The sequence below is a fragment of the Psychrosphaera ytuae genome (assembly GCF_017638545.1).
Taxonomy (GTDB): domain Bacteria; phylum Pseudomonadota; class Gammaproteobacteria; order Enterobacterales; family Alteromonadaceae; genus Psychrosphaera; species Psychrosphaera ytuae.
Genome location: NZ_CP072110.1, coordinates 557194 through 579554 on the forward strand (window position 1 = coordinate 557194; position 22361 = coordinate 579554).

Genomic DNA, 22361 nt, shown 5'->3' on the forward strand with positions numbered 1-22361 from the left:
TTAGTTAAGCCTCGTGGAATATACAACTTGCGCCTTCTTCAGGCGTGGTTAGAATTTTGCGGAAACCATTAAACATTTCACGGCCCATCCCTTCGCGTTCTTCCGAAAGATCTTTTGGCGTAACGGTACGCATAGCTAACTCTTCATCAGACACGTGTAATTTAATGCTATTTTCATCGGCGTTCACTTCAATAATGTCACCATTTTGAACCTTTGCGATCAAACCACCGTCTAGAGCTTCAGGGTATAGATGAATCGCTGCAGGCACTTTACCTGATGCACCCGACATACGACCGTCCGTCACCAATGCAACCTTGTAGCCCTTGTCTTGTAATACGCCTAATGGCGGCGTTAATTTGTGAAGCTCTGGCATACCAATAGCTCTAGGGCCTTGGTAACGAACAACAACAACACAGTCTTTATTTAAGTCGCCAGCCTGGAACGCACCATCTAAGTCGTGTTGACTTTCAAATACAACTGCAGGAGCTTTGACTACATTGCGACCTTCGCGCAGTGATGATGTTTTGATCACCGCACGACCGAGGTTACCGTCTAACACACATAAACCGCCGTCAGGCTTGAAAGGCTTTTCTATCGTGGTTAATACGTCTTCGTCACCTGATTTTTCAGGGCTATCAACCCATACTAATTTGCCGTCGCGTAATGCAGGTTCTTTGGTGTATTTTTCTAAGCCTTCACCACAGATTGTTTTAACATCATTGTGAACAAAACCACCGCGCAACAACTCTTTTATCAATAGTGCCATTCCACCTGCTGCTTGGAAGTGATTGATATCGGCCTGACCGTTAGGATAGATTTTGGTAAGTAACGGCGTTACCGAAGATAACGCATCAAAGTCATCCCAGTTAACAATGATACCAGCCGCACGCGCCATCGCGACTAGGTGCATGGTGTGGTTAGTTGAACCACCTGTCGCCAATAAAGCAACTATGCCATTTACTACTGACTTCTCATCTACGATGTGACCAATTGGCGTGTATTCAGTACCTAAGTCGGTAATACGAGTCGCTTGAATTGCTGCCGCTTCGGTAAGCGCATCACGTAATTCAGTACCAGGATTTACGAAAGACGACCCAGGTAGATGAAGACCCATAACTTCAACCACTAATTGGTTAGAATTAGCAGTACCGTAAAACGTACACGTACCTGCTGAGTGGTATGATTTTGACTCAGACTCTAACAACTCATCACGACCTACTTTGCCTTCAGCATATAACTGACGTACTCGCGCTTTTTCTTTATTAGGGATCCCTGATTCCATCGGACCAGCAGGAATAAATACAAATGGCAAATGGCCAAACGACAATGCAGACATAACTAAACCTGGGACAATCTTGTCACAGATACCCATCATTACTGCACTATCAAACATGTTATGTGAAAGACCAACGGCTGCACTCATCGCAATTACATCACGGCTCATTAAGCTGAGATCCATACCAGGTTGACCTTGAGTTACACCATCACACATGGCTGGTACGCCACCGGCAAATTGTGCAACTGAGCCTACTTTTTCAACTGCGGCTCTTATTTTATCCGGGTACACTTCGTAAGGTTGGTGAGCTGACAACATATCGTTGTAAGCCGAAATCATACCAACGTTTGCTTTAGTTAATGCAGTTAAGTCTTTCTTCTGCTCAGGTTTACAGGCTGCAAAGCCGTGAGCTAAGTTACCACAGGAAAGCACACCACGATGTGGACCTTTTAAGCGCGCTTTTTCTATTTTAGCAAGGTAGGCTTTTCGAGTTGCTTTACTGCGCTCAATAATCCTATCGGTAACTTGTTGAATAATTGGGTTCATTATTTACTCCTAGCGCCTATTTGCTGGTCGCTAACATAATCGTCATTGGTACCTTATCTTGATTCAAAAAGGCGTTGATGGGCGCTTTGCGTTCGTCATTTGATTCGCGAACCTGATTTAGAACGGCTTCTTTATTTTCACCCACTAAGTGAAGGTACAATTGTTTTGAATTTAACAGCGCGGCCTTAGAAAAGGTCATGCGCTGATGTGGTGCGGTTGTTGGTTCAGTTGCTAAGATTAAATCTTTGGTCGTAAGCCCTTCGTCTAACTGTGCACAACAAGGAAAAATTGACGCCGTATGACCGTCTTCGCCCATTCCTAAAATCACCACGTCGAATGGCATTTGAATATTTTGCATATTTGTCGTTACAGTAGAAACTGCGTCAAATGCGTTTTCATGGGATGTTTTCATGCCAATAAAATGCGCAGCAGCCGCGTTTTCTTGCAATAGGTTTTGTCTCACCATTGTTTCATTAGAAGCGGGATCATCTAATGTAACCCAACGGTCATCAACCAAAGCTATCGTTACTTTTGACCAGTCTAAATCTTTGTACTTAAGTACTGAAAATAACGCTTTAGGTGTATTACCACCTGAAACTAATAACGAAGCCGCGCCGTTCTGTTCAATACCTTGAGTTAGCTTTTGCGCTATTTCTTCAGCAAATGCGGCATTTAGTTCAGTGGCATTATCAAATTTATTTAATTGTACAGTCATATTATTCATCCCATTCTCTGTCGTCTTTTGCCAACATTGCAATAGACGCGACTGGCCCCCAAGAGCCGGCTGAATAGTCCTTAGGTGACTCATTAGATTTGTCCCAGGCGTCCAAAATTCCATCGACCCAAGCCCAAGCGGCTTCGACTTCATCACGACGTACGAATAGTGATTGGTTACCTAGCATGGCTTCTAACATCAAGCGTTCATAGGCGTCGGCAATACGGTCATTTTTGAACGTGTCTGAAAAACTCAAATCGAGCTTAGTTTGTTGCAGCTCCATTTTTTCACCAAGGCCAGGGACCTTGTTCATTAAGTGGATTTCTACACCTTCATGTGGTTGCAAACGGATAATTAACTTATTGGCAGGTAATGTCTTATAAGTTTCTTTAAAAATATTGTGAGGAAGCTCTTTAAAGTGAACGACAATCTCAGTGCCTTTAATTGGCATTCGTTTACCTGTGCGAAGATAAAAAGGAACGCCAGCCCAACGCCAGTTATCAATATCGACACGAATAGACACAAATGTTTCAGTGTCACTTTCTGTATTAGCACCTTCCTCTTCTAGATAGCCCGGTACTTGCTGTCCGTTTACAAAGCCTTTGGTGTATTGACCACGTACCGTTTTTTCTGATGCGTCATCTACTGTAATTGGGCGTAATGCTTTAAGTACTTTTAGCTTTTCATTACGAATGCTATCTGCAGAAACGTCGACTGGTGGCTCCATCGCCAGCAAAGACAAGATTTGTAAAAGATGGTTTTGGACCATATCGCGCATTTGACCAGCATCGTCATAGTAGCCCCAACGTCCTTCTACACCAACAGACTCTGCAACTGAGATTTGAACGTGATCGATACATTCGTGATCCCAGTTGTTAGTAAAGATCGCATTTGCAAAACGCAATACTAATAGATTAAGTACCGTTTCTTTACCTAAGTAATGGTCGATACGGTAAATCTGATTTTCGTTAAAATGTTCTGCAATTTTATCGTTAATGACTTTAGATGATTCTAAACAATGACCGATCGGCTTCTCGACGACAACACGAGTTTCTTCATTTACTAAACCCGCATGAGACAAGCCTTCACAAATAGCACCGAACACTGATGGCGGTGTAGAAAAGTAATTTACCATTGTGCGACTTTCTAAATCGACCACATCCGCTATCTTTAAGTAGTCGTCTTTTACTGTCATATCAACTTTGCAGTATTCAAGACGCGCTAGAAATCGCTTTTCTACTTCTTTATCGACTGGTTCTTTTAAAAACTCTTTTAAGCTTTCAGAGACAACCTTCTTGTAACCTTTCAAATCGTGCTTATCACGTGCTATACCGACGATTTTAGTATCTTCCGCTAATAATTGAGCACGCTCTAGTTGATATAAAGAAGGTATAAGTTTGCGCCTCGCTAAATCACCTTTAGTTCCAAATAAAACTAAATCACAAGGTTTGTGGCTTAAACTTTTGGCCATTTGACTCTCCAGTACGATGGTCAGTTTATTGTAATTAAACTACATTGCTCTAATGCTATCGAACAAATGTAGCCTATGTAAACCCGCCTTCTGTAATTTTTTTACACAAAAGTAAACTTTTAACTAATTTTGTTGTTTTTATTTGGTAATTAATTTCTAATGCTATACAGAGAGCGAAATTGAGCAGACTTTGATGTTTAATTTTAACCTGTATTTGAAATATGGTGACACCCTTTTTTCAATTTCTGGTCAATTTTGCCGTTGAGTCTGAAAAGAGTTGAGGCCAATTAATGAACATCTTAGAAAAAATAAACCTACAAATTACCACTTTCAGTAAATCAGAACGCAAAGTTGCTGAAGTAATTATAGAAAACCCAGAGCAAGCGATTCACTCTAGTATCGCAACACTGGCAAAGATTGCTGACGTGAGTGAGCCTACTGTTAACCGCTTTTGTCGTCGCTTAGACACTAAAGGATTTCCAGACTTTAAGCTTCACTTGGCTCAAGGTTTAGCCAACGGTACACCTTATGTAAACCGTCACGTTGATGAAAATGACGGACCAGAGGAATATACCGCTAAGATTTTTGAATCGACAATGGCCTCTTTAAACAGCGCTCGTAAAAGTTTAGACATCAACCAAGTTAATCGCGCAGTTGATATCCTGACTCAAGCTAAAAAGATTTCGTTTTTTGGACTTGGTGCATCCGCATCTGTCGCACAGGACGCACTTAACAAGTTCTTCCGCTTTAATGTGCCAGTTAACTGCTTTGAAGACATCGTCATGCAGCGAATGAACTGCATGAACTCAAGTGAAGGTGATGTTGTAATGTTATTCTCACACACTGGCCGTACCAAGCAGCTGGTAGAAATTGCTGAGATCGCTCGCCAAAATGACGCAACCGTTATTGGGGTTACATCAAAGGATTCACCGTTAGCCAAAGAGTGTAATATCTGTTTGAGCCCAGACGTTCCAGAAGATACAGACTTGTACATGCCGATGGCTTCGCGTATTGCTCAGCTCGTTATTATTGATGTATTAGCAACTGGTTTTACTCTTAGACGCGGTCCTAAGTTCAGAGATAACCTCAAAAAAGTGAAAGACTCTCTTCGTCCTTCCCGTTTTGACAAAAAAGACTAATCTAGTAGACAAACAGAAAAACTAGGGTGCCCTATTTATCAACTCTTCGGGGCACCAACATCCACATAAATTCACTTCAAATAAACAGATCACTCGAAGAAACCGTTAAGTACGCTATTCTTATACATTTCTATAAATGAATTTTGTCAGGAAAAACTGACATCGGATCTGTAGTTAAAATTCAGAATTTATTGAAATAAGCCTTGTAATTTTCTTCAATTCTTTCAAAATGTAATTTAATTACATTTTAATTGCTTTCACTTGGAGCTTTGTCTAAATGACTAATGCATTAAGAAGAACAAAAATCGTTTCTACACTTGGACCTGCCACCGACCGCGACGGAATATTAGAGCAAATCATTACCGCTGGGGTTAACACCGTAAGAATGAACTTTTCACATGGCACAGCGCAAGATCATATAGACAGAGCAAAGCGCGTTCGTGAAGTTGCAAAGAAGCTAAATACTTATGTTGCCATTTTAGGTGACCTACAAGGCCCTAAAATTCGTGTTGCTCGTTTTAGAGACGGTAAGATTCATTTAAGTGTCGGCGACAAGTTTGTGCTAGATGCGCAATTAGATAAAGATGCCGGAGATCAGCAACAAGTAGGTATAGACTATAAAGACCTTCCGAACGACGTTACACCGGGTGACATCCTTTTATTAGATGACGGTCGCGTTCAATTAAAAGTTGAATCAGTAGAAGGCTCAAAGGTGTTTACAGAAGTGACCGTTGCTGGTCCTCTTTCAAACAACAAGGGTATAAACCGTAAAGGCGGAGGCCTTACCGCTCCAGCCCTAACCGATAAAGACAAAGCTGATATCAAAACGGCTGCCGAGATCGGCGTCGAATACCTAGCTGTATCGTTTCCTAGAAATGGTGCTGATATTGAGTACGCACGAAAGCTAGCTAAAGAAGCAGGCTTTAATCCTCGTATCGTTGCTAAAGTCGAACGTGCCGAAACGGTCGCTACAGATGAAGCTATCGATGATATTATTCTAGCGTCAGACGTAATCATGGTCGCTCGTGGTGATTTAGGTGTTGAAATTGGAGATGCCGAGTTAGTCGGTGTACAGAAAAAGCTAATTGCACGCTCTCGCCAATTGAACAAAGCGGTCATTACGGCTACACAAATGATGGAATCAATGATTTCGAACCCAATGCCGACACGCGCAGAAGTAATGGATGTTTCTAATGCCGTGTTAGACGGAACAGACGCTGTAATGCTGTCAGCTGAGACTGCTGCCGGTGATTTCCCAGTTGAAACCGTCAAAGCGATGGCGAGCGTTTGTCTTGGAGCAGAAAAACACCCGAGTGTTTTAAGCTCGAAACATCGTTTAGACGTTCAGTTTGACAACATTTCTGAAACCGTTGCGATGGCAACCATGTATGCTGCAAACCACCTTAAAGGCATCAAGGCGATTGTAGCACTGACAGAGTCAGGTGGTATGGCAAGACTATTATCACGTATTAGTTCTGGTCTACCGATTTACGCCTTATCGCGTCATGAAAAAACCTTAAATCGTTGTGCCCTGCTCCGTGGTGTTTATCCATGCGCGTTTGACTCTACTGAGTTTGACCAAGAAGACGCACGCGAAGCAGTCAATGCATTGGTAGTTGCAGGACGTTTACAAAAAGGCGACCTTGTCATGTTAACCCACGGTGACAAAATGGAAACCGTCGGCGCTACTAATACGATGAAGATAATGACTGCTTAGTCTTATATGATATGAAAAAGCGAGCTTATGCTCGCTTTTTTATTACCATTAGCTTTTTAGTGCTTTTAACGTACTCGGTGCTAAATACAAAAAAGCCTGCATAAGCAGGCTTTTATCAACAATAAACTTTTACTAAATAGTTATTAGTAGAAGTTCTTCTTAAACTCGATACCCCAAGTCATTGGCTCATTAACAATACCAGTATTGTTATTGAAATCTACGCCTGCTTTAAGGTTGTCTTCGTCTGTGATGTTACGACCAAATACAGCAATTTCCATATCTAGATCGTAGTGGATGTAACCAATGCGTAAACCTAACTCGAATTGACCGTCAGTGTTGTACTCTTCAGTCTCGTAGATGAAGATGTTTGTTTCACCTTGGTATGCATAGTCACCGTAAACGTATAGCTCACCGTTGTCATTCATAGGGATTGCATAGCGAGCTGTTGTTGTGAAGATAGTTTTAGGCGCATTCGGGAATGGGTTACCGTTAACGTATGCTTCACCGTTTTCGTTTAGTGGGTCTGTCGGAGTACAAGCACCTGAGCCACAAGTTGCAATCAGTAGGTTTTCGTCTTGTAATTCAGTGTCGTTGTAAGAGAAACCTGCTGTAATAGTTAGGTTTTCATTTACACGGATTTCAGAATCTAATTCAAAACCAGTACCTACACCTTTACCAGCGTTAGTTAAACCAACATTGTTACCGTTACCACCAACAGCTGTTAATTGAATATCGTCAATTGTGTAGTGGAAGAACGCACCGTTTAGACGAACTGTGTTGTCTAATAGGTCAGATTTAAAACCAGCTTCAAATGATTGAATAGTTTCTGATTCTGCTACTGAAGGTGTACCAAAGAACGCAATGTCACGACCTTGAATTGATTGTGCACGGAAACCGTTTGACGCACGACCATATACTGATAAGTCACTGTCGATTTTGTGGTTTACCATCAATTCCCAGCTAACTTGACCGTCAGATAATTCTACTGGTTCAACATCTGCGCCAAAACCTGCAGAGTAACCTGTTAGGCCTTTTTCATCTTCTGTGTAACGAAGACCCGCAATAACCGTAGTTTGATCGTCAAGTGCGTAAGTACCTTGACCAAACACCGCCCACGTTTCGTTGGTTTGGTTTACTGTTGATGCAGGGATAAAGCCTGGATCAGTAATAACCGTTAGGTCAGAGTCAAAGTAGAAGAAACCAGTCTGCCAAGTAAACTCACCGTTACCGTTTGAAGACAAACGAATTTCTTGAGTGAACTGCTCTACGTCAGCGCCGTCTTGAGTGTCAGATTGGAAAGGAATGAAACCAGGACCATTTGGGTTACCACCGTCGATGTCACCTTTAGAGCGGCCTTCAGCTTGCTCCATTGCAGTAACAGACGTCAATGTGAATGCACCGAAGTCATAGTTGATGTTTAAGCTCCAACCATCTTGGTCGTATGCTTGTGGGTTGCTATCTAAGATTACACAATCGTTAGCGTTGTTTTGAACAACTTCACAAGACGGGTCTTGTAAATCCATACCACCGTTGTAGTAAACAACATCACGGTCATATAAATTGTTTAATTCGTTGCTACCTGTAGTAAGTACGTTAGCACGCATTACTGATGAAGTACCTTCGTATGAACGAGTGTGAAGGTTTAACAACATATCTAGGTCAGCTGTTGGGTTGTATGCTAATTGCAAACGAACCGCTTGATCTTCATGACCGCCAAGAGCGTCTTTTTGACCAGTGAAACCGTTATCAATCCAGTCGTCTTTAGATTGGTTTAATACAGAAACACGTGCAGTAAGGTCTTCAGCGATTTGACCGCCCATTGCACCTTCAAGATTAATTAAACCGTAGCTTCCGACGCCAGCTTTAACGTACGCGTCAAAGTCTTCAGAAGGTTTACGGCTAGTAAATTTGATGATACCTGCCGTTGTATTACGACCAAATAGAGAGCCTTGTGGGCCACGAATAACTTCTACTTGCTCGATGTCGAATAAAGGAAAGCTTTTTAAAACCACGTTTTCCATCACGACTTCGTCCATGATGATAGAAACTGGTTGCGAGGCAGCAAGGTCAAAGTCAGAGTTACCTAAACCACGCATGTAGAAACGAGGTGCTACACGACCGTTTGATGACTCAGCGTAAAGACCCGGAACACGTGTTGCCAATGTAAGAATATCGTCACCGGCAGCGAACATATTTTCAAACTTTTCGCCTGATAAAGTTGCAATCGAAACTGGAACATCTTGAATCGACTGAGTACGCTTAAGTGCAGTAACAGTGATTTTCTCAAGTTTAGATTCGTCAACTTTTGCTGATTCTTCCGCAGCAAATGCTGTTGTAGACATAGATGCTAACAATGCAGCCTTGATGCTAAGAGCTAATGCAGCCTTTTTCATAAATATTTCCCGAAGTTATAAATTGGTAGTCTTTAATGATAGTTTTCACTGCATGTTACTGAATGAACAAACTATCAAAAACATAAGCACGCATAGTGTAATTTATTTGTAACGATTTGTTTAGAAATATTTACTTTAGTTCGTCATAAAACTTTCATGATTTTACAATCAATTCCATAGAAAATGTGTCAAAACACAACAAAATGCTTGAATCATTTTTTAATCTGCCTATGATCCGTCACCCTGTAAAAAGAATATCTATGGTTTAGGAGCAATTTTTGTGGATATTGATTGGCTAAGAAGTTTAATAGGAATCGCAGTACTACTGGGGTTGGCGTTTGTACTATCCACAAACCGTCGTGCTATTAACAAACGTACCGTTATTAGCGCGTTTTTGTTGCAATTTTTTCTGGGTGCCATGGTTCTTTACTGGGAACCAGGCAAAGACATTCTATTAGGTGTGTCTACTACCCTTTCTAACGTATTTAACTATGCGACCGATGGCATAGTATTTATGTTCGGCGATCAAATCGGTGGTAAAGAGTTAGGCTTTATTTTTGCCGTACACATTTTGCCGGTAATTGTATTCTTCTCTTCTTTAATTGCAGTTTTATATTACCTCGGCGTAATGGGTAAGCTCGTGAGTATATTTGGTGGAGCACTTCGTAAAATTACCGGCACAAGTAAGCCTGAGTCGATGTGTGCTGCAGCAAACATCGTTGTAGGCCAAGCAGAAGCGCCATTAGTCGTTAAGCCTTTCCTTAAAACAATGACTCGCTCTGAACTTTTTGCGGTTATGGTTGGCGGCATGGCGACAGTTGCTGGTGCTATCATTGCTGGTCTTTCAAGTATTGGCGTTGAGTTGAAGTACCTAATCGCAGCGAGCTTCATGGCTGCACCTGGTGGTTTATTAATGGCTAAAATGATCTTACCTGAGACGAACGAAGGTGATATCAAAAATGACCTAGAAGAGTTAAAGCTAGAAAAAGCCGGTCACGTCAACGTGATTGATGCCGCAGCAGACGGTGCGGGTGAAGGTATGAAATTTGCCCTTTCAATTGGTGCCATGTTAATCGCATTTATCGCACTAATTGGTTTAGTTAACGGCATTTTAGGCTCAGTTGGCGGTTGGTTCGGCTATGAAGAGTTAACTCTACAGTTGATTTTAGGCTATTTATTTAGCCCTGTAGCATTCATCGTTGGTGTTCCTTGGAGTGAAGCCCAAGTCGCAGGTTCTTTCTTAGGTCAAAAGCTTATTCTTAACGAGTTTGTTGCTTATCTAGACTTTATCAATCACAAAGAAAACCTTAGTGAAATGACTCAGGTTATCGTAACTTTCGGACTTTGTGGATTTGCTAACTTATCATCAATTGCAATTTTAATTGGTGGTGTAGGCAGCATGGCGCCAGAGCGTCGTCATGACCTAGCAGAGCTAGGCCTAAAAGCTGTATTAGCTGCAACATTAGCTAACTTAATGAGCGCTGCAATTGCCGGCTTGTTTGTATCATTGAGCTAAATCCCTTTTAAACAAAAAAACCGATACGTAGGTATCGGTTTTTTTATGCCTGTGGATTGTCGGTCCGTTTACTAACGCACTGGTAAAGGAACCTTTTCAAACATCTTGTCTACTTCTTCTTGGTTTTTCAGCAAACATGCTTTTTCAACTACATCCCGAGTTAAGTGTGGCGCAAAACGCTCAATAAAGTCATACATGTAAGTTCTTAAAAAACTGCCCTTTCTAAAGCCAATTTTAGTAGTGGAAGCTTGGAACAAATGAGATGCATCAATCGCCACTAAATCTGTATCAGACTCATCCATCGCCATGGTTGCAACTACCCCCACTCCTACTCCCAATCGAACATATGTTTTAATCACGTCTGCGTCCGTTGCGGTAAACACTATCTTTGGTTTTAAACCTTTTTCGGTGAACGCTACATCTAACTCAGAGCGACCTGTAAAACCAAACACGTAAGTCACCAAAGAATACTCGGCAACGTCTTCGACCGTAATCGGAGTCGTAAGCTTAGCGAGTGGGTGATCTTTTTTCACCACGATCGAACGGTTCCAATGATAGCAAGGCAACATGACTAAATCGTTATATAAATGTAACGCCTCTGTCGCTATTGCAAAATCTGCATCGCCTTTGGCAGCCGCATCTGAAATTTGCGAAGGGGTACCTTGATGCATATGTAACGATACTTTAGGAAACTTTTCCATAAAGCCTTTGATGACTGACGGAAGCGCATAACGAGCTTGTGTGTGAGTCGTTGCGACATTCAGGGTACCTTGGTCTGGAAGTGTATGTTCACGGGCCACTTGCTTGATGCTATCAACTTTACTCAGAATATCACGAGCTAGCTCGATGATTTCTTTTCCTGACGGCGATACATGAGTTAAATGCTTTCCCGAACGACCAAATATTTGCACGCCCAACTCATCTTCCAGCATTCTAACCTGTTTACTGATCCCTGGTTGAGATGTATACAAACTCTCTGCCGTTGCAGATACATTTAAGTTGTGATTTTCGACTTCGACGATATAACGCAACTGTTGCAGTTTCATCTTAGACCTCTGTTTCGCCCTAATGATTTACTTATTCCTAAAATATATACATATTGTCTCATTTATTCCATTATTTTTTAGAAATGGTGAAAAACTAAAACAACTACCCTATCCCCTTAATTTTGTTTACTATTCAATAAAAGAAGTATTTGATCTAAGCTACATTAAGGCTAGTTCGCTATTTTGTGCGAACTCGATGTTGCTTTGAAGAGGAAATTGTATGTTAGTCGCCATCGTTGTTGGCTTAATTTTGGGTTTGGTTGTTATTGTGTTAGTCACCAACTCAATGCAGCAACAAAAGAAAAAACAAGAAGAAGAACGTCGCAAAGAAATGGCCAAATACAGGGCTATTATCGATGAAACTGAAGAGATCATCGTTAATTCTGCTGGTTTGCCTATTTCTTTAGAAGGCTACAGCATCCTCTATAATCGCGTATTAATGGCTTTGAAAGGCATGTTAGAACAAACGCCAGGCCACAAAGACGTTATTAATCGTATTCAACAGGTTCAAACTAAGATCGAATCGGGTGACTTCCCTACGGCAGATGCCGCAACCACAGAAATTCCTGACAACGACAAACAGTTAATTTCGATGATTCAAGGGATCAAGAAGTATAGGATCATGTTGCGCTCTGAACATGGCAAAGGACGCATCTCCAGTGAACTATTTGTTAAAGAAGATAAAAAAGTAGAAAAGCTACAGTTGAGAATCAATATAGAAGCTCAATTACGTCGCGGAAAAATGGCTCTCGCTAAAAACATGTCTGGTTCGGCGCGGCAATATTTAGAAAAAGCCTATGCGACTCTTAATGCTCAGAAATATGAAGATGAATATATAGCGACTAGAAAAGCAGAAATTGAAGAATTATTAGAGCAAATAACAAAAGATCTTAAGTCTGCTAACTTAGACTCTGTTAAACAAAAAGAAGCAGAGAATAAGCATGATCTCGATGAGTTATTTGCACCTAAGAAAAAATGGTAGAGCACAGTGTTTTGGATTAGCCCCCATAACCAAGAACACCAAAGAGAGATCAACAAGTTTTACAAACAGCACAAGCAAAATGTGAGTGCCAACAACGCTGACCGGGTTTTTGTTGCGCGTATGGAAAATAGCAATAACCTGATAGGTGTGCTGATCCTGCGAAATTATGAGAATGAAAGTAATCATCCCATTTGGTTATTGAGAAGTGTCTATATAACGCCGCGAATGAGACGCTTAGGTATTGCGTCCGAGATCATAAAAGAAGCGACCTCATCTTTAAAAACCAACGTATATACAATATGTGATGCTGAATTAATTAGATTGTATGAAGGCGTTGGATTTTTAGTTACAACAGAAATACCTTATGCATTAACCAACCTTTTAAACAAAAAAAGCTTAACCTTGATGGTTAAGCTTCCTTTTGATTCTGAGCAAGTAGAAGTCTTTTAAAGTTTACTTTCTAACTCAGGTAAAGCTTCGAATAAGTCTGCTTCAAGACCGTAATCCGCCACTTGGAAAATAGGCGCTTCTGGATCTTTGTTGATTGCAACAATAACCTTAGAGTCTTTCATACCCGCAAGATGTTGAATTGCACCTGAAATACCAACAGCGATATAAAGGTCTGGAGCAACAATCTTACCGGTTTGACCGACTTGCATGTCATTAGGAACAAAACCAGCGTCAACCGCAGCACGTGATGCACCAACCGCAGCACCAAGTTTATCAGCAATACCTTCCAACAATGAGAAGTTCTCACCGTTTTGCATACCACGTCCGCCAGAGATAACAACGTTCGCAGCAGTTAGCTCAGGACGCTCAGACTCAGTTAGCTCTTGACCAACAAAAGATGAAATACCAGCGTCACCTGCTGATTCGATTGTCTCTACTGACGCTGAACCTGTTAATTCAGCTTTGTCGAAAGCTGCGGCTCGAACAGTAATTACTTTTTTAGCATACTCAGATTGCACTGTTGCAATGGCATTGCCTGCGTATATAGGGCGCTTAAACGTATCAGAGCTTTCCACAGCGATAATATCTGAAACTTGTTCGACATCGAGTAACGCAGCTACACGAGGCATAAAGTTTTTACCTGTCGTTGTCGCTGGTGCAACAATGTGTGAGTAGTCGCCGGACAAGCCCACTACAAGCTTGCTGATATTTTCAGCTAAGCCGTACTCGTATGCACTATCATCGGCTAACAGCACTTTTGAAACATTGGCAATTTTAGCTGCAGAATCTGCAACGGCTGCACAATTGTGACCCGCTACCAAAATTGTAATATCCGATCCCATAAGAGACGCAGCGTGTGCAGCTTTAAGCGTATCTTGCTTTAATTCGTTATTGTCGTGTTCGGCAATTAATAAAATGCTCATGAGATCACCTTTGCTTCGTTTTTAAGCTTTTCAACTAATTCTTCAACTGATGCGACCATTGCACCGCCTTCGCGCTGTGCAGGCTCTTCTACTCGCAGTTGTGTCAATTTGCTCGATGTATCAATTCCTAAGTCATCTAATGCAATAACTTCAAGAGGCTTGCGTTTTGCTTTCATGATATTTGGTAAAGATGCATAACGAGGTTCATTCAAACGAAGGTCCGTTGTTACAATCGCAGGAAGATTTAGAGAAACCGTTTGTAAACCACCATCTACTTCACGAGTTACCGCTACTTTGTCACCGTCTAATTCAACTTTAGACGCAAACGTGCCCTGAGGAAGGTCAGTTAATGCAGCTAACATTTGGCCAGTTTGGTTGTTGTCTGAATCAATAGATTGTTTACCTAAAATAACCAGTTGTGGTTGCTCTTTTTCTACTAAGTTTTTAAGTACTTTAGCAACCTGCAATGAACCTAGCTTTTTGTCTGATTCAATTTGGATAGCGCGGTCAGCACCGAGGGCTAATGCTGTACGTAACTGCTCTTGACAAGCTTTATCACCGATAGAAACCACAACGATTTCTTCTGCTTTGCCCTGTTCTTTTAAACGTACCGCTTCTTCGACTGCAATTTCACAGAAAGGGTTCATCGCCATTTTGACATTAGCGAGATCAACATCTGTGTTGTCAGCTTTAACGCGTGCTTTTACGTTGTAATCTATGACCCTTTTAATAGGCACTAGGATTTTCATACATGCTCCTACCTGGTATACCGAAAGATAAATTAGATTCAGTATAGTTTTTATTATTGAATTAACGGCAGACAATTTAATATCAGTTTACGTAAACGTCAACTTAGTCAAGGCGACAAAACCTTTGAAACTGTAAATAAAACGTTATGTTCCGACTTTTGCTGGTTAATTAACCGGCTCTTCTCGCTTTTTTTCAAAGTTTTACCAAACTTAAACAAGAAGTTTATGGTGGAGATCGAATAATGCATAAACCAAAAAGAAGTGTTGAGTTTCGTTTTTTAGCAGAACCAATGGACGTGAATTTCGGTGGTAAAGTCCATGGTGGAATCGTAATGAAATGGATTGATCAGGCCGCTTATGCTTGTGCCGCAGGTTGGAGCGGAAAATATTGTATAACGGTTTCTGTTGGTGCAATTAGGTTTGTACGGCCTGTTTTAGTTGGCAACCTAGTTACTGTAGAAGCCAAAGTTGTGCACACGGGGAATTCCAGTATGCACATTTACGTCAGTGTACAAGCGACTGACCCCAAACAAAATGATCCTCAAGAGACCAATCATTGCATCATCACCTTTATTGCAGTTGATGCCGATGGTGATAAAGTGCTTGTCGAGCCTTGGCAACCACAAACAGAAGAAGACAAAAAGCTTCAAGACTATGCGATCAATATGAAAGAGTTATCTATCGAAGCCGAAAAAAGGTTAAAACAAGCTTAGCCTGACGTTTTGGTATTAACGCTGGGACGGCCTACACTTGGATTAAACACGGTTTTATAACGAAGCCTTGGACGCACTGGCGTTAGAGGCCACTCTCGCTTTTTTACTGTTAATACAGTAACCGCACTTGCCCAAGGCATAATGGATTTGACAAGCTTAGGCCAAGTACCCAAATCGAGCTCTTGTCCTGACTGGCCTAGTCGAGAATAAAATAAAGATTGTTCGTCAATAACCTCAAATCCCAATAGGCTCATCCAATCTTTTATTCTGCCTATTGTGAAAAACCGGCCTTGGCGAAATTGGCGGAACTGAGTCCCAAACCACAATTTATTAAAAAATAAAAAAGACAAAGGATTAAAAACACTGATAATCATGTTGCCGTTGGGTAATAACACTCGATGCAACTCACGCAACACTTGATGTGGATCGGCACAAAACTCAATAACATGACTTACAACAGCGGCATCTATGCTATTGCTTTGAAAAGCCATTTCATCAAACTCCGAAACTACCCCAACATTCGAACTGCGACTATACTCCGAGTTCAAATTAATTTGATGATTAATAAGGCTTTGAGGGGTCTGTACGTCACAACTGAGTGCCCCAACCTTTAGTAGGTGTTGGCCAAAGCAATATTGTAATCGTTCGTTGATAATTGTTGATTCAGCCTTTAACAGCAATTCTCCGGCAGGTATATTTTGCCACTGCGATAAAGGCAGAACCCACCGATAACCAAGTGCGGGTTTCAATCATGGCTCCTTCACGTGTACTAAAACTTTAGTTAGTATGGCGACTAACTAATCGGATTAAAAGAGAACTCATGAGTAATATAGTAAGAATTCCGGCTTTTACAGACAATTACATTTGGTTGTCAGTGGATGATAAAGGAAATGCCTTGGTTGTTGATCCAGGTGATGCTCGTCCAGTAATTGATTATCTAGAGCATCGTCAGTTTAATTTAACCGATATCTTGATCACTCATCACCACCAAGATCACATAGGCGGGGTTGATGAATTAACCAAGGCCTACCCAAACGTCAATGTATTCGGCCCTGCCACAGAACGGTTTCCAATGGTTACCGTTCCCTGCCAGGCCCTCGACGATATCGAACCAATTTCAGGGGATCACAGTTATCGAGTGCTTGAAGTCCCAGGTCATACTACCGACCATATTGCATTTTATAGTGCACCTAATTTATTTATTGGTGATACCCTATTTTCGGCTGGTTGTGGGCGACTATTTGAGGGTACACCACAGCAAATGTTAACCTCGTTAACAAAGTTACTCACCCTTCCTGGCGATACAAAAATATATTGTGCCCACGAATACACCCAAGCTAATATCGAATTTGCTATTAATGTAACGCCATACAACAAACAGCTGTTGTCTTATAAGCAGCAAGTTGAAATGTTACGAAAGGCCGGTGCAGCAACGATTCCAACTATATTGGCAACAGAAAAGCTGATTAACCCATTCCTACGAACTCACCAAGAGGACGTCATAGAGGGGATCCGCAAAAAGTTTGACCTTAAAGAAGAGACCAGTCAGCTAGAAATTTTTACTAAACTCAGGGCTTGGAAAGACACATATTAAAAACAAAGAGTTACAAACAAATTCGCACGGTCAATTTGATTGAGTTATGATACTAATAATTTTTGAAGATTCATTCAGCGCGTTTTGCTGTATAACTAGCGTAAGTGATTTATGTCTAAAATAAACAAAATAACATTTGTTGTGACCGCCACCCTATTTTCTCTAAGCGGCTGTCAAAGTACTGAACAAGGCCTTCCGCTTTTTGCCTCGTCAGCACCCGATGCAACAACAAACACTCCTGTAAATACTAATGAAGCAAGCCCTTCCGATATCGTTGATGCATTGACATTAGCAGCTTTAGAAACTGAAATTGGCGCAAACCTAGACGATGAGCCTCACGCCGAGTTCGACGATGTTTGGGACCGTATTGCTTATCAGCTTTCAATTGAAATCCCGCAAAACCGCCAAGTTGTCACCGAGCGTAATTGGTATGCCAAACACCAAAGTTATATAACTCGAGTCGGTAAGCGTGCTGAGCCGTTTTTACATTTTATCGTTGAAGAAATTGAAAAACGCGAAATGCCGATTGAATTGGCGTTATTGCCAATCGTAGAAAGTGCCTTTGACCCATTTGCATATTCTCATGGTCGTGCATCAGGGCTCTGGCAATTTATACCTGGTACAGGCAACCGCTTTAAACTAAAACAAACCTGGTGGTACGACGGACGTCGCGACGTTGTCGCAGCGACTCGAGCAGCGTTGGATTACTTATCGTTTTTACATAAAACTCTGGACGGTGACTGGCTTAATGCCATCGCAGCCTATAACTCTGGTGAAGGTCGAGTTTTACGCGCAATTAAACGCAATCGCAAAAAACACTTACCAACGGATTTTTGGTCACTTGATTTACCAAAAGAAACCACTGCGTATGTACCAAAACTACTAGCGTTAGCCGATTTATTAAAGCGTTCTGAAGAGTTTGATATCACTTGGTATCCAATTAAAAATGAGCCACACATTGCGATTGTTGACGCGCACAAACAAATCGACATCGCAAAAGCCGCAGAGTTAGCAGATATGGAGTTGAACGACTTACATCAGCTTAACCCCGGTTATAATCAATGGGCAACGGACCCTAACGGCCCGCACAAATTTATTGTTCCAATTGAAAAGGCCGAAGCATTTCAAGCGTCGGTTGACAACCTGACCGACCAAGAGCGAATGGCTTGGACTCGCTACTTAGTTCGTTCTGGTGATACCTTAGGCGGCATCGCTTCAAAGTATAAAGTGTCTGTAGAAACCCTAAGAGACATCAACAAGATCAAGGGCAATATCATCAGAGTCAACCAACCTCTGATGGTTCCTACTTCTGCAAAGTCACTTAAGCAATACACTTTAACGGCAAGTAACCGCCTAGCCAAAACTCAAAATAAAAAACGTGGCAGTCAAAAGCTGACTCATATTGTTAAAAGTGGTGATACGCTTTGGGACATCAGCCGAGCTTATAAAGTTAATCACAGAAGTTTAGCAAAGTGGAACGGCATGGCCCCAACCGACCCGTTAAAGCCAGGTAAAAAGTTGGTCATTTGGACTAAAAACCCAAGTACTGATAAAGACTCTGGCATCGTTAGAAAAGTAACGTATAAGGTTCGCAATGGTGATTCACTTGCGCGAATAGCTCAAAAATTTAAAGTTAAAGTTCAAGACATCGCCAAATGGAACCAGTTAGACACTAAGAAATATCTCCAACCGGGCCAAGCGTTAAAACTGTTTGTTGATGTTACACGTAGTTAATTTGTGAAGAAAAGTCTGATTTGAGGTTACCTAAATGACACACACTTTTAAGAGACTTTGTTTGGTTTTGGGCTTTGCTTCGCTCGCGTTTTCAAATGTTGCGTTAGCTGATTTTTCTTTAACGGGAGAACTAAACGCGGTTGATCCACGCGGAAAGTCGATCAAAAAAGACATGCCAATGGCGTTCACTCAGGTTGGTGACGATTTCAAATTTAAAATTGGTAAGTTTGAATATAAGGTACCAAGCCGGCCTGAAAAGTACAGTATTGCATTGGTACTTCAAGACAATAACTTTGTGTGGGTCCAAGAATTCAACAAACGACCTATCAAATCGTTTGAGTGGAAACTGGGTGAGCACAATATAAGGCTGTACAAAGAGGTACTAAAAAAACCCGTCAAGGGCGATTACATTTTGGCGATTGATGACAAAGATTACTTCTTTAAAAACAAATTAGCCCAGATCACTTTTATCTACAATGAAGAAGGAATCGAGGCTATCGAAGTAGATGGCATGGTCGCAAGTATAGGTTTGAACCGAGCGAAGGATGAATGTGCTTCGCAAGAAAATAAAGATAAGAGCGCCGAAGAAGGTTCAGAAGAAGCCAGCGCAGAAGACAAAAAAGAGTGTGAGCCGCCCAAAGGCTAACAATGGGCGAAGCCACGATAAAGACTGATACATACAATAAAAACAGGGCATAGCCCTGTTTTTTATTAATGCTATTATTCTCCAAACTCGTGATTGGTAATGTCAGCTATGTGCCGAAGACGTTGAGCGGCAATACCGTTTACTGAATCTCTCGGATATCGGCCTCTCAATGACATTTCACCCGCTACCTTGCCGGTTAAAATGCTCATAGCGTCATCAACTTGCTCTACTGCATAAACATGAAACAAACCTTTCTCAACGGCTTGTTGAACTTCAGAACTAAGTACTAAATTAATACAATTGGTTTTAGGGATAATAACCCCTTGTTGACCTGTTAAACCACGGGCTACACAGAGCTTGTAGAATCCTTCAATTTTTTCGTTAACCCCGCCAATTGACTGTACTTGGCCGTGTTGGTTTATCGAGCCGGTTATCGCAATGCCCTGATTTAGCGGGATTTGGGTAATGGCCGACAGCAAGGTACACACCTCTCCTAGACTCGCACTGTCACCATCAATATGACCATAACTTTGTTCTAGAGCAATATTGGCCGAAAATGATAAGGCAAAATCTTGCGCGTATTTATTTCCTAAATAACCACTTAATAGCATGACGCCTTTTGAATGGATTGCCTTGCCAAGCTCTACCTCTCGCTCAATATCTACAACGCCGTTTGAGCCTGCATAAACCGTGGCAGAGATCCGTGCTGGTGTGCCAAATACCGTATCGCCAATTTCAAGGACTGTTAAGCCGTTCAACTTACCCACTTCAAAACCGTCGGTATCGATTAAGATTTGACCTTCTTGAATGTCTTCTAAAAACGATTCGCTGATCTGACCAGAACGAGTTTGTTTGGCGTCTAATGCAGCTTTAACATGATCCTGTGTAACTTTTACCAAAGTGTTTGGAGCGGAAGCTGTTTTACTGTCTCGTTTGGCAAAAAAGTGTGCTTCACCCACTAATTCCAATACGTCAGCAAAGCGGGCTGACAGTTTATGTTGGTGCTCAGCCTGACGAAAGCTAAAGTGCAGAAGTTCGGCAACCGCATTGCCAGAAAGTACCATTCCGTGGTCGTGCGCATACCCTTTCACCTTTTGAACAAAACCATGCAATGCCTTATCGGTAAGTGAAATATAATGTTCGAAGTCGGCTAATACCCTAAACAACTCGTTGAACTCACTATCGTACTCTTGCATGAGGTAATACAGTTCTCGAGATCCCATCAAGATCACTTTAACGTCAAGAGGAATAGGTGCAGGATTCAAACTTGATGCATTGACGATGTTGGCTTCACCACTGGGTGATTCCATTTTAATTTGATGACTTTTTATCGCTAGTTTTAATGCTTCCCAAACTGAAGGCTGTCCAATGAGTTTATCCGCTTCTATCAGTAGGTAGCCGCCATTGGCTTTATGCAGCGCACCTGCCCTTACCATTTGATAACTTGTGTATACCGAGCCCTGGACCGAACTGTATTCAATTTTTCCAAATACATTTTGAAAGGTCGGATTGGCTTCATAAATAATTGGCGCGCCAGAAGAAGGTTCTTGTCTTGTTAGCACATTTGGCTTGAGCTGTTCTTCGAGTACCTTTCTGACATCAATTTCATCTGCGTCTTTGTCATCATCGGCTTCTGAAGACAGGTAATCTTGAATAAGTTCAATCAAGGTATCGCGCATGTCTTTCACAAACTTCACGATACCCAATTCGGCACTATATTTATGTTCTAAATCTTTGAGCATAGGCTTGAGCGCGCTTTCTATCGTCTCGCGACCGAGCTTCTTTTGCGCTTCAAACATCTCGCGCTTCCAAAGAGGCAGCTCAAGTAACGTCTCAGTTAAAATTTCTTCTAACTCGCTTATCACATCAAAAAAGTGTTGTTTGGTCTTTTCATCTAAGCCCGAAAACTCTGCGTCCGACAAGGCTTTACCACCGTGAACCGGAGCAAAACTAACAGTGCCCTTTTCTTCCACTAGCATCACGCTATTTTGAGTCGCTTTGATCTCAACGTCGTCGATGGCTTTTTGATATTTCAGATTAAAGTGCTGTTCGATATTACGCCATTTTCGTTGAAAGGCAGGGTTGTCAAAAGCGGCAGGAAAGGTATTTAAAATATCGTCAATGAGAGTGTCAATATCTTTACTAAAGCGACGACCGTCTCCGGGGCTCAGTGGTATAAAGTTTGGTGAGCGCGCCTCGTCAAAATTATTGACATAACACCATTCGTAAGGAGTTTCTTTATCTTTTGCAACTTGCTTAAGATGATTGTTAATTAACGTATGCCGCCCTGTTGCTGGTTCACCCATAACAAACAGGTTGTATCCTTTCATAGTCATATCCAACCCAAACTCCAATGCTTGTTGGGCTCGCTCTTGACCGATGAAATTGACATCGTGTTGGTGCTCTGACTCTAAAATTTTATTGATTTTATCTATGTCATGGGACGGAGCTAAACGGCCTGGTTCCAATCGAAAGGACGATTTTATCTTCATATTTTCATTAACAATATTGAGTTTGTCATTACCTTTTAGTCTATATCTTATTGGCTTAAAACGCATTGTATTTATCAAATGTTCCGGCCCTTCTACAATGGTCCGAAATAAAAACAGACAATCAGTTTTTAATGCCGTGAAAATTGCAAAAGTCTCCTTGTTGACCTAGCTTGAATTAGTTATCCTTACGTCCTAATTTTCTAAGACAATTAACGGCTTGAGAATGATTAATAAACACTCAGGCCTGTCGAGTTTTTAC

Annotated in this window: 18 protein-coding genes; 9 read left to right on the plus strand and 9 right to left on the minus strand. The window is 41.5% G+C overall.

All coding sequences use genetic code 11. The annotated features are described in order from the left end of the window. Positions 1 to 4: 4 nt before the first annotated feature. Genes edd through zwf form a run of 3 tightly spaced genes read right to left on the minus strand, consistent with a single transcriptional unit; the run spans position 5 to position 4008 of the window. Positions 5 to 1822, minus strand: coding sequence for a phosphogluconate dehydratase (edd, locus tag J1N51_RS02545; protein ID WP_208832441.1), 1818 nt, complete (start codon positions 1820 to 1822; stop codon positions 5 to 7). 16 nt (positions 1823 to 1838) lie between these two features. Next, positions 1839 to 2537: a 6-phosphogluconolactonase gene (gene pgl, locus J1N51_RS02550; protein WP_208832442.1), complete on the minus strand. Its 699-nt coding sequence runs from the start codon at positions 2535 to 2537 to the stop codon at positions 1839 to 1841. 1 nt (position 2538) lies between these two features. After that, the gene (gene zwf / locus J1N51_RS02555; protein ID WP_208832443.1) at positions 2539 to 4008 is read right to left on the minus strand and encodes a glucose-6-phosphate dehydrogenase; all 1470 of its coding nucleotides are present in this window, start codon (positions 4006 to 4008) and stop codon (positions 2539 to 2541) included. Positions 4009 to 4298: 290 nt separating this feature from the next. Between zwf and J1N51_RS02560 the strand changes: the two genes are divergently transcribed. Together J1N51_RS02560 and pyk are read left to right on the plus strand one after the other, a co-directional pair. After that, positions 4299 to 5147, plus strand: coding sequence for a MurR/RpiR family transcriptional regulator (locus tag J1N51_RS02560; RefSeq protein ID WP_208832444.1), 849 nt, complete (start codon positions 4299 to 4301; stop codon positions 5145 to 5147). Between the two features lie 277 nt (positions 5148 to 5424). Next, positions 5425 to 6864: a pyruvate kinase gene (pyk, locus tag J1N51_RS02565; protein ID WP_208832445.1), complete on the plus strand. Its 1440-nt coding sequence runs from the start codon at positions 5425 to 5427 to the stop codon at positions 6862 to 6864. Between the two features lie 143 nt (positions 6865 to 7007). Here pyk and J1N51_RS02570 read toward each other — a convergent pair whose 3' ends face one another. Then, positions 7008 to 9257, minus strand: coding sequence for a TonB-dependent receptor (locus J1N51_RS02570; RefSeq protein ID WP_208832446.1), 2250 nt, complete (start codon positions 9255 to 9257; stop codon positions 7008 to 7010). Positions 9258 to 9543: 286 nt separating this feature from the next. Here J1N51_RS02570 and J1N51_RS02575 point away from each other — a divergent pair, with 286 nt between their 5' ends. Continuing rightward, a complete protein-coding gene (locus tag J1N51_RS02575) occupies positions 9544 to 10773 on the plus strand; it encodes a NupC/NupG family nucleoside CNT transporter (protein WP_208833289.1) in 1230 nt (409 codons plus the stop codon). Between the two features lie 71 nt (positions 10774 to 10844). On the opposite strand, the gene cysB is transcribed toward J1N51_RS02575, so the two are convergent. Then, positions 10845 to 11819 (minus strand): HTH-type transcriptional regulator CysB, encoded by a 975-nt coding sequence (gene cysB / locus J1N51_RS02580; protein WP_208832447.1) that lies wholly within the window; start codon positions 11817 to 11819, stop codon positions 10845 to 10847. 220 nt (positions 11820 to 12039) lie between these two features. Between cysB and J1N51_RS02585 the strand changes: the two genes are divergently transcribed. Both J1N51_RS02585 and J1N51_RS02590 read left to right on the plus strand, forming a co-directional pair. Beyond that, a complete protein-coding gene (locus J1N51_RS02585) occupies positions 12040 to 12801 on the plus strand; it encodes a hypothetical protein (protein WP_208832448.1) in 762 nt (253 codons plus the stop codon). 6 nt (positions 12802 to 12807) lie between these two features. Further along, positions 12808 to 13251 (plus strand): GNAT family N-acetyltransferase, encoded by a 444-nt coding sequence (locus tag J1N51_RS02590; protein WP_208832449.1) that lies wholly within the window; start codon positions 12808 to 12810, stop codon positions 13249 to 13251. Here the strand turns inward: J1N51_RS02590 and J1N51_RS02595 are convergent. Beyond that, complete coding sequence (locus J1N51_RS02595) at positions 13248 to 14174, minus strand: electron transfer flavoprotein subunit alpha/FixB family protein (RefSeq protein ID WP_208832450.1); 927 nt, start codon at positions 14172 to 14174, stop codon at positions 13248 to 13250. The genes J1N51_RS02590 and J1N51_RS02595 overlap by 4 nt on opposite strands. After that, the gene (locus J1N51_RS02600) at positions 14171 to 14923 is read right to left on the minus strand and encodes an electron transfer flavoprotein subunit beta/FixA family protein (RefSeq protein ID WP_208832451.1); all 753 of its coding nucleotides are present in this window, start codon (positions 14921 to 14923) and stop codon (positions 14171 to 14173) included. Before J1N51_RS02600 ends, J1N51_RS02595 begins: the two co-directional genes overlap by 4 nt. Before the next feature lie 242 nt (positions 14924 to 15165). On the opposite strand from J1N51_RS02600, the gene J1N51_RS02605 reads away from it, so the two are divergent. After that, a complete protein-coding gene (locus J1N51_RS02605) occupies positions 15166 to 15636 on the plus strand; it encodes an acyl-CoA thioesterase (RefSeq protein WP_208832452.1) in 471 nt (156 codons plus the stop codon). Here the strand turns inward: J1N51_RS02605 and J1N51_RS02610 are convergent. Then, entirely contained in the window at positions 15633 to 16385 is a 753-nt protein-coding gene (locus J1N51_RS02610) for a class I SAM-dependent methyltransferase (protein ID WP_208832453.1), read from the minus strand. The genes J1N51_RS02605 and J1N51_RS02610 overlap by 4 nt on opposite strands. Positions 16386 to 16456: 71 nt before the next feature. Between J1N51_RS02610 and gloB the strand changes: the two genes are divergently transcribed. The 3 genes from gloB to J1N51_RS02625 all read left to right on the plus strand — a co-directional run bounded on the left by gloB (position 16457) and on the right by J1N51_RS02625 (position 19610). Beyond that, positions 16457 to 17230, plus strand: a complete 774-nt coding sequence (gene gloB / locus J1N51_RS02615) for a hydroxyacylglutathione hydrolase (protein ID WP_208832454.1) — start codon at positions 16457 to 16459, stop codon at positions 17228 to 17230. A gap of 120 nt (positions 17231 to 17350) precedes the next feature. Next, on the plus strand, positions 17351 to 18964 hold the full coding sequence (locus J1N51_RS02620; protein ID WP_408635908.1) for a lytic transglycosylase: 1614 nt from the start codon (positions 17351 to 17353) through the stop codon (positions 18962 to 18964). A 34-nt stretch (positions 18965 to 18998) separates the two neighbouring features. After that, complete coding sequence (locus J1N51_RS02625; protein WP_208832456.1) at positions 18999 to 19610, plus strand: hypothetical protein; 612 nt, start codon at positions 18999 to 19001, stop codon at positions 19608 to 19610. Between the two features lie 74 nt (positions 19611 to 19684). Here the strand turns inward: J1N51_RS02625 and J1N51_RS02630 are convergent, their stop codons facing one another. Then, positions 19685 to 22102: a Lon protease family protein gene (locus J1N51_RS02630; protein WP_208832457.1), complete on the minus strand. Its 2418-nt coding sequence runs from the start codon at positions 22100 to 22102 to the stop codon at positions 19685 to 19687. Positions 22103 to 22361 lie beyond the last annotated feature (259 nt).

What these genes read in the sequence shown, in the direction of transcription:
- edd (WP_208832441.1), bottom strand. Translation starts at nt 1,822, where the DNA reads ATGAACCCAATTATTCAACAAGTTACCGATAGGATTATTGAGCGCAGT.
- pgl (WP_208832442.1), bottom strand. Translation starts at nt 2,537, where the DNA reads ATGACTGTACAATTAAATAAATTTGATAATGCCACTGAACTAAATGCC.
- zwf (WP_208832443.1), bottom strand. Translation starts at nt 4,008, where the DNA reads ATGGCCAAAAGTTTAAGCCACAAACCTTGTGATTTAGTTTTATTTGGA.
- J1N51_RS02560 (WP_208832444.1), top strand. Translation starts at nt 4,299, where the DNA reads ATGAACATCTTAGAAAAAATAAACCTACAAATTACCACTTTCAGTAAA.
- pyk (WP_208832445.1), top strand. Translation starts at nt 5,425, where the DNA reads ATGACTAATGCATTAAGAAGAACAAAAATCGTTTCTACACTTGGACCT.
- J1N51_RS02570 (WP_208832446.1), bottom strand. Translation starts at nt 9,257, where the DNA reads ATGAAAAAGGCTGCATTAGCTCTTAGCATCAAGGCTGCATTGTTAGCA.
- cysB (WP_208832447.1), bottom strand. Translation starts at nt 11,819, where the DNA reads ATGAAACTGCAACAGTTGCGTTATATCGTCGAAGTCGAAAATCACAAC.
- J1N51_RS02585 (WP_208832448.1), top strand. Translation starts at nt 12,040, where the DNA reads ATGTTAGTCGCCATCGTTGTTGGCTTAATTTTGGGTTTGGTTGTTATT.
- J1N51_RS02595 (WP_208832450.1), bottom strand. Translation starts at nt 14,174, where the DNA reads ATGAGCATTTTATTAATTGCCGAACACGACAATAACGAATTAAAGCAA.
- J1N51_RS02600 (WP_208832451.1), bottom strand. Translation starts at nt 14,923, where the DNA reads ATGAAAATCCTAGTGCCTATTAAAAGGGTCATAGATTACAACGTAAAA.
- J1N51_RS02605 (WP_208832452.1), top strand. Translation starts at nt 15,166, where the DNA reads ATGCATAAACCAAAAAGAAGTGTTGAGTTTCGTTTTTTAGCAGAACCA.
- gloB (WP_208832454.1), top strand. Translation starts at nt 16,457, where the DNA reads ATGAGTAATATAGTAAGAATTCCGGCTTTTACAGACAATTACATTTGG.
- J1N51_RS02625 (WP_208832456.1), top strand. Translation starts at nt 18,999, where the DNA reads ATGACACACACTTTTAAGAGACTTTGTTTGGTTTTGGGCTTTGCTTCG.
- J1N51_RS02630 (WP_208832457.1), bottom strand. Translation starts at nt 22,102, where the DNA reads ATGAAGATAAAATCGTCCTTTCGATTGGAACCAGGCCGTTTAGCTCCG.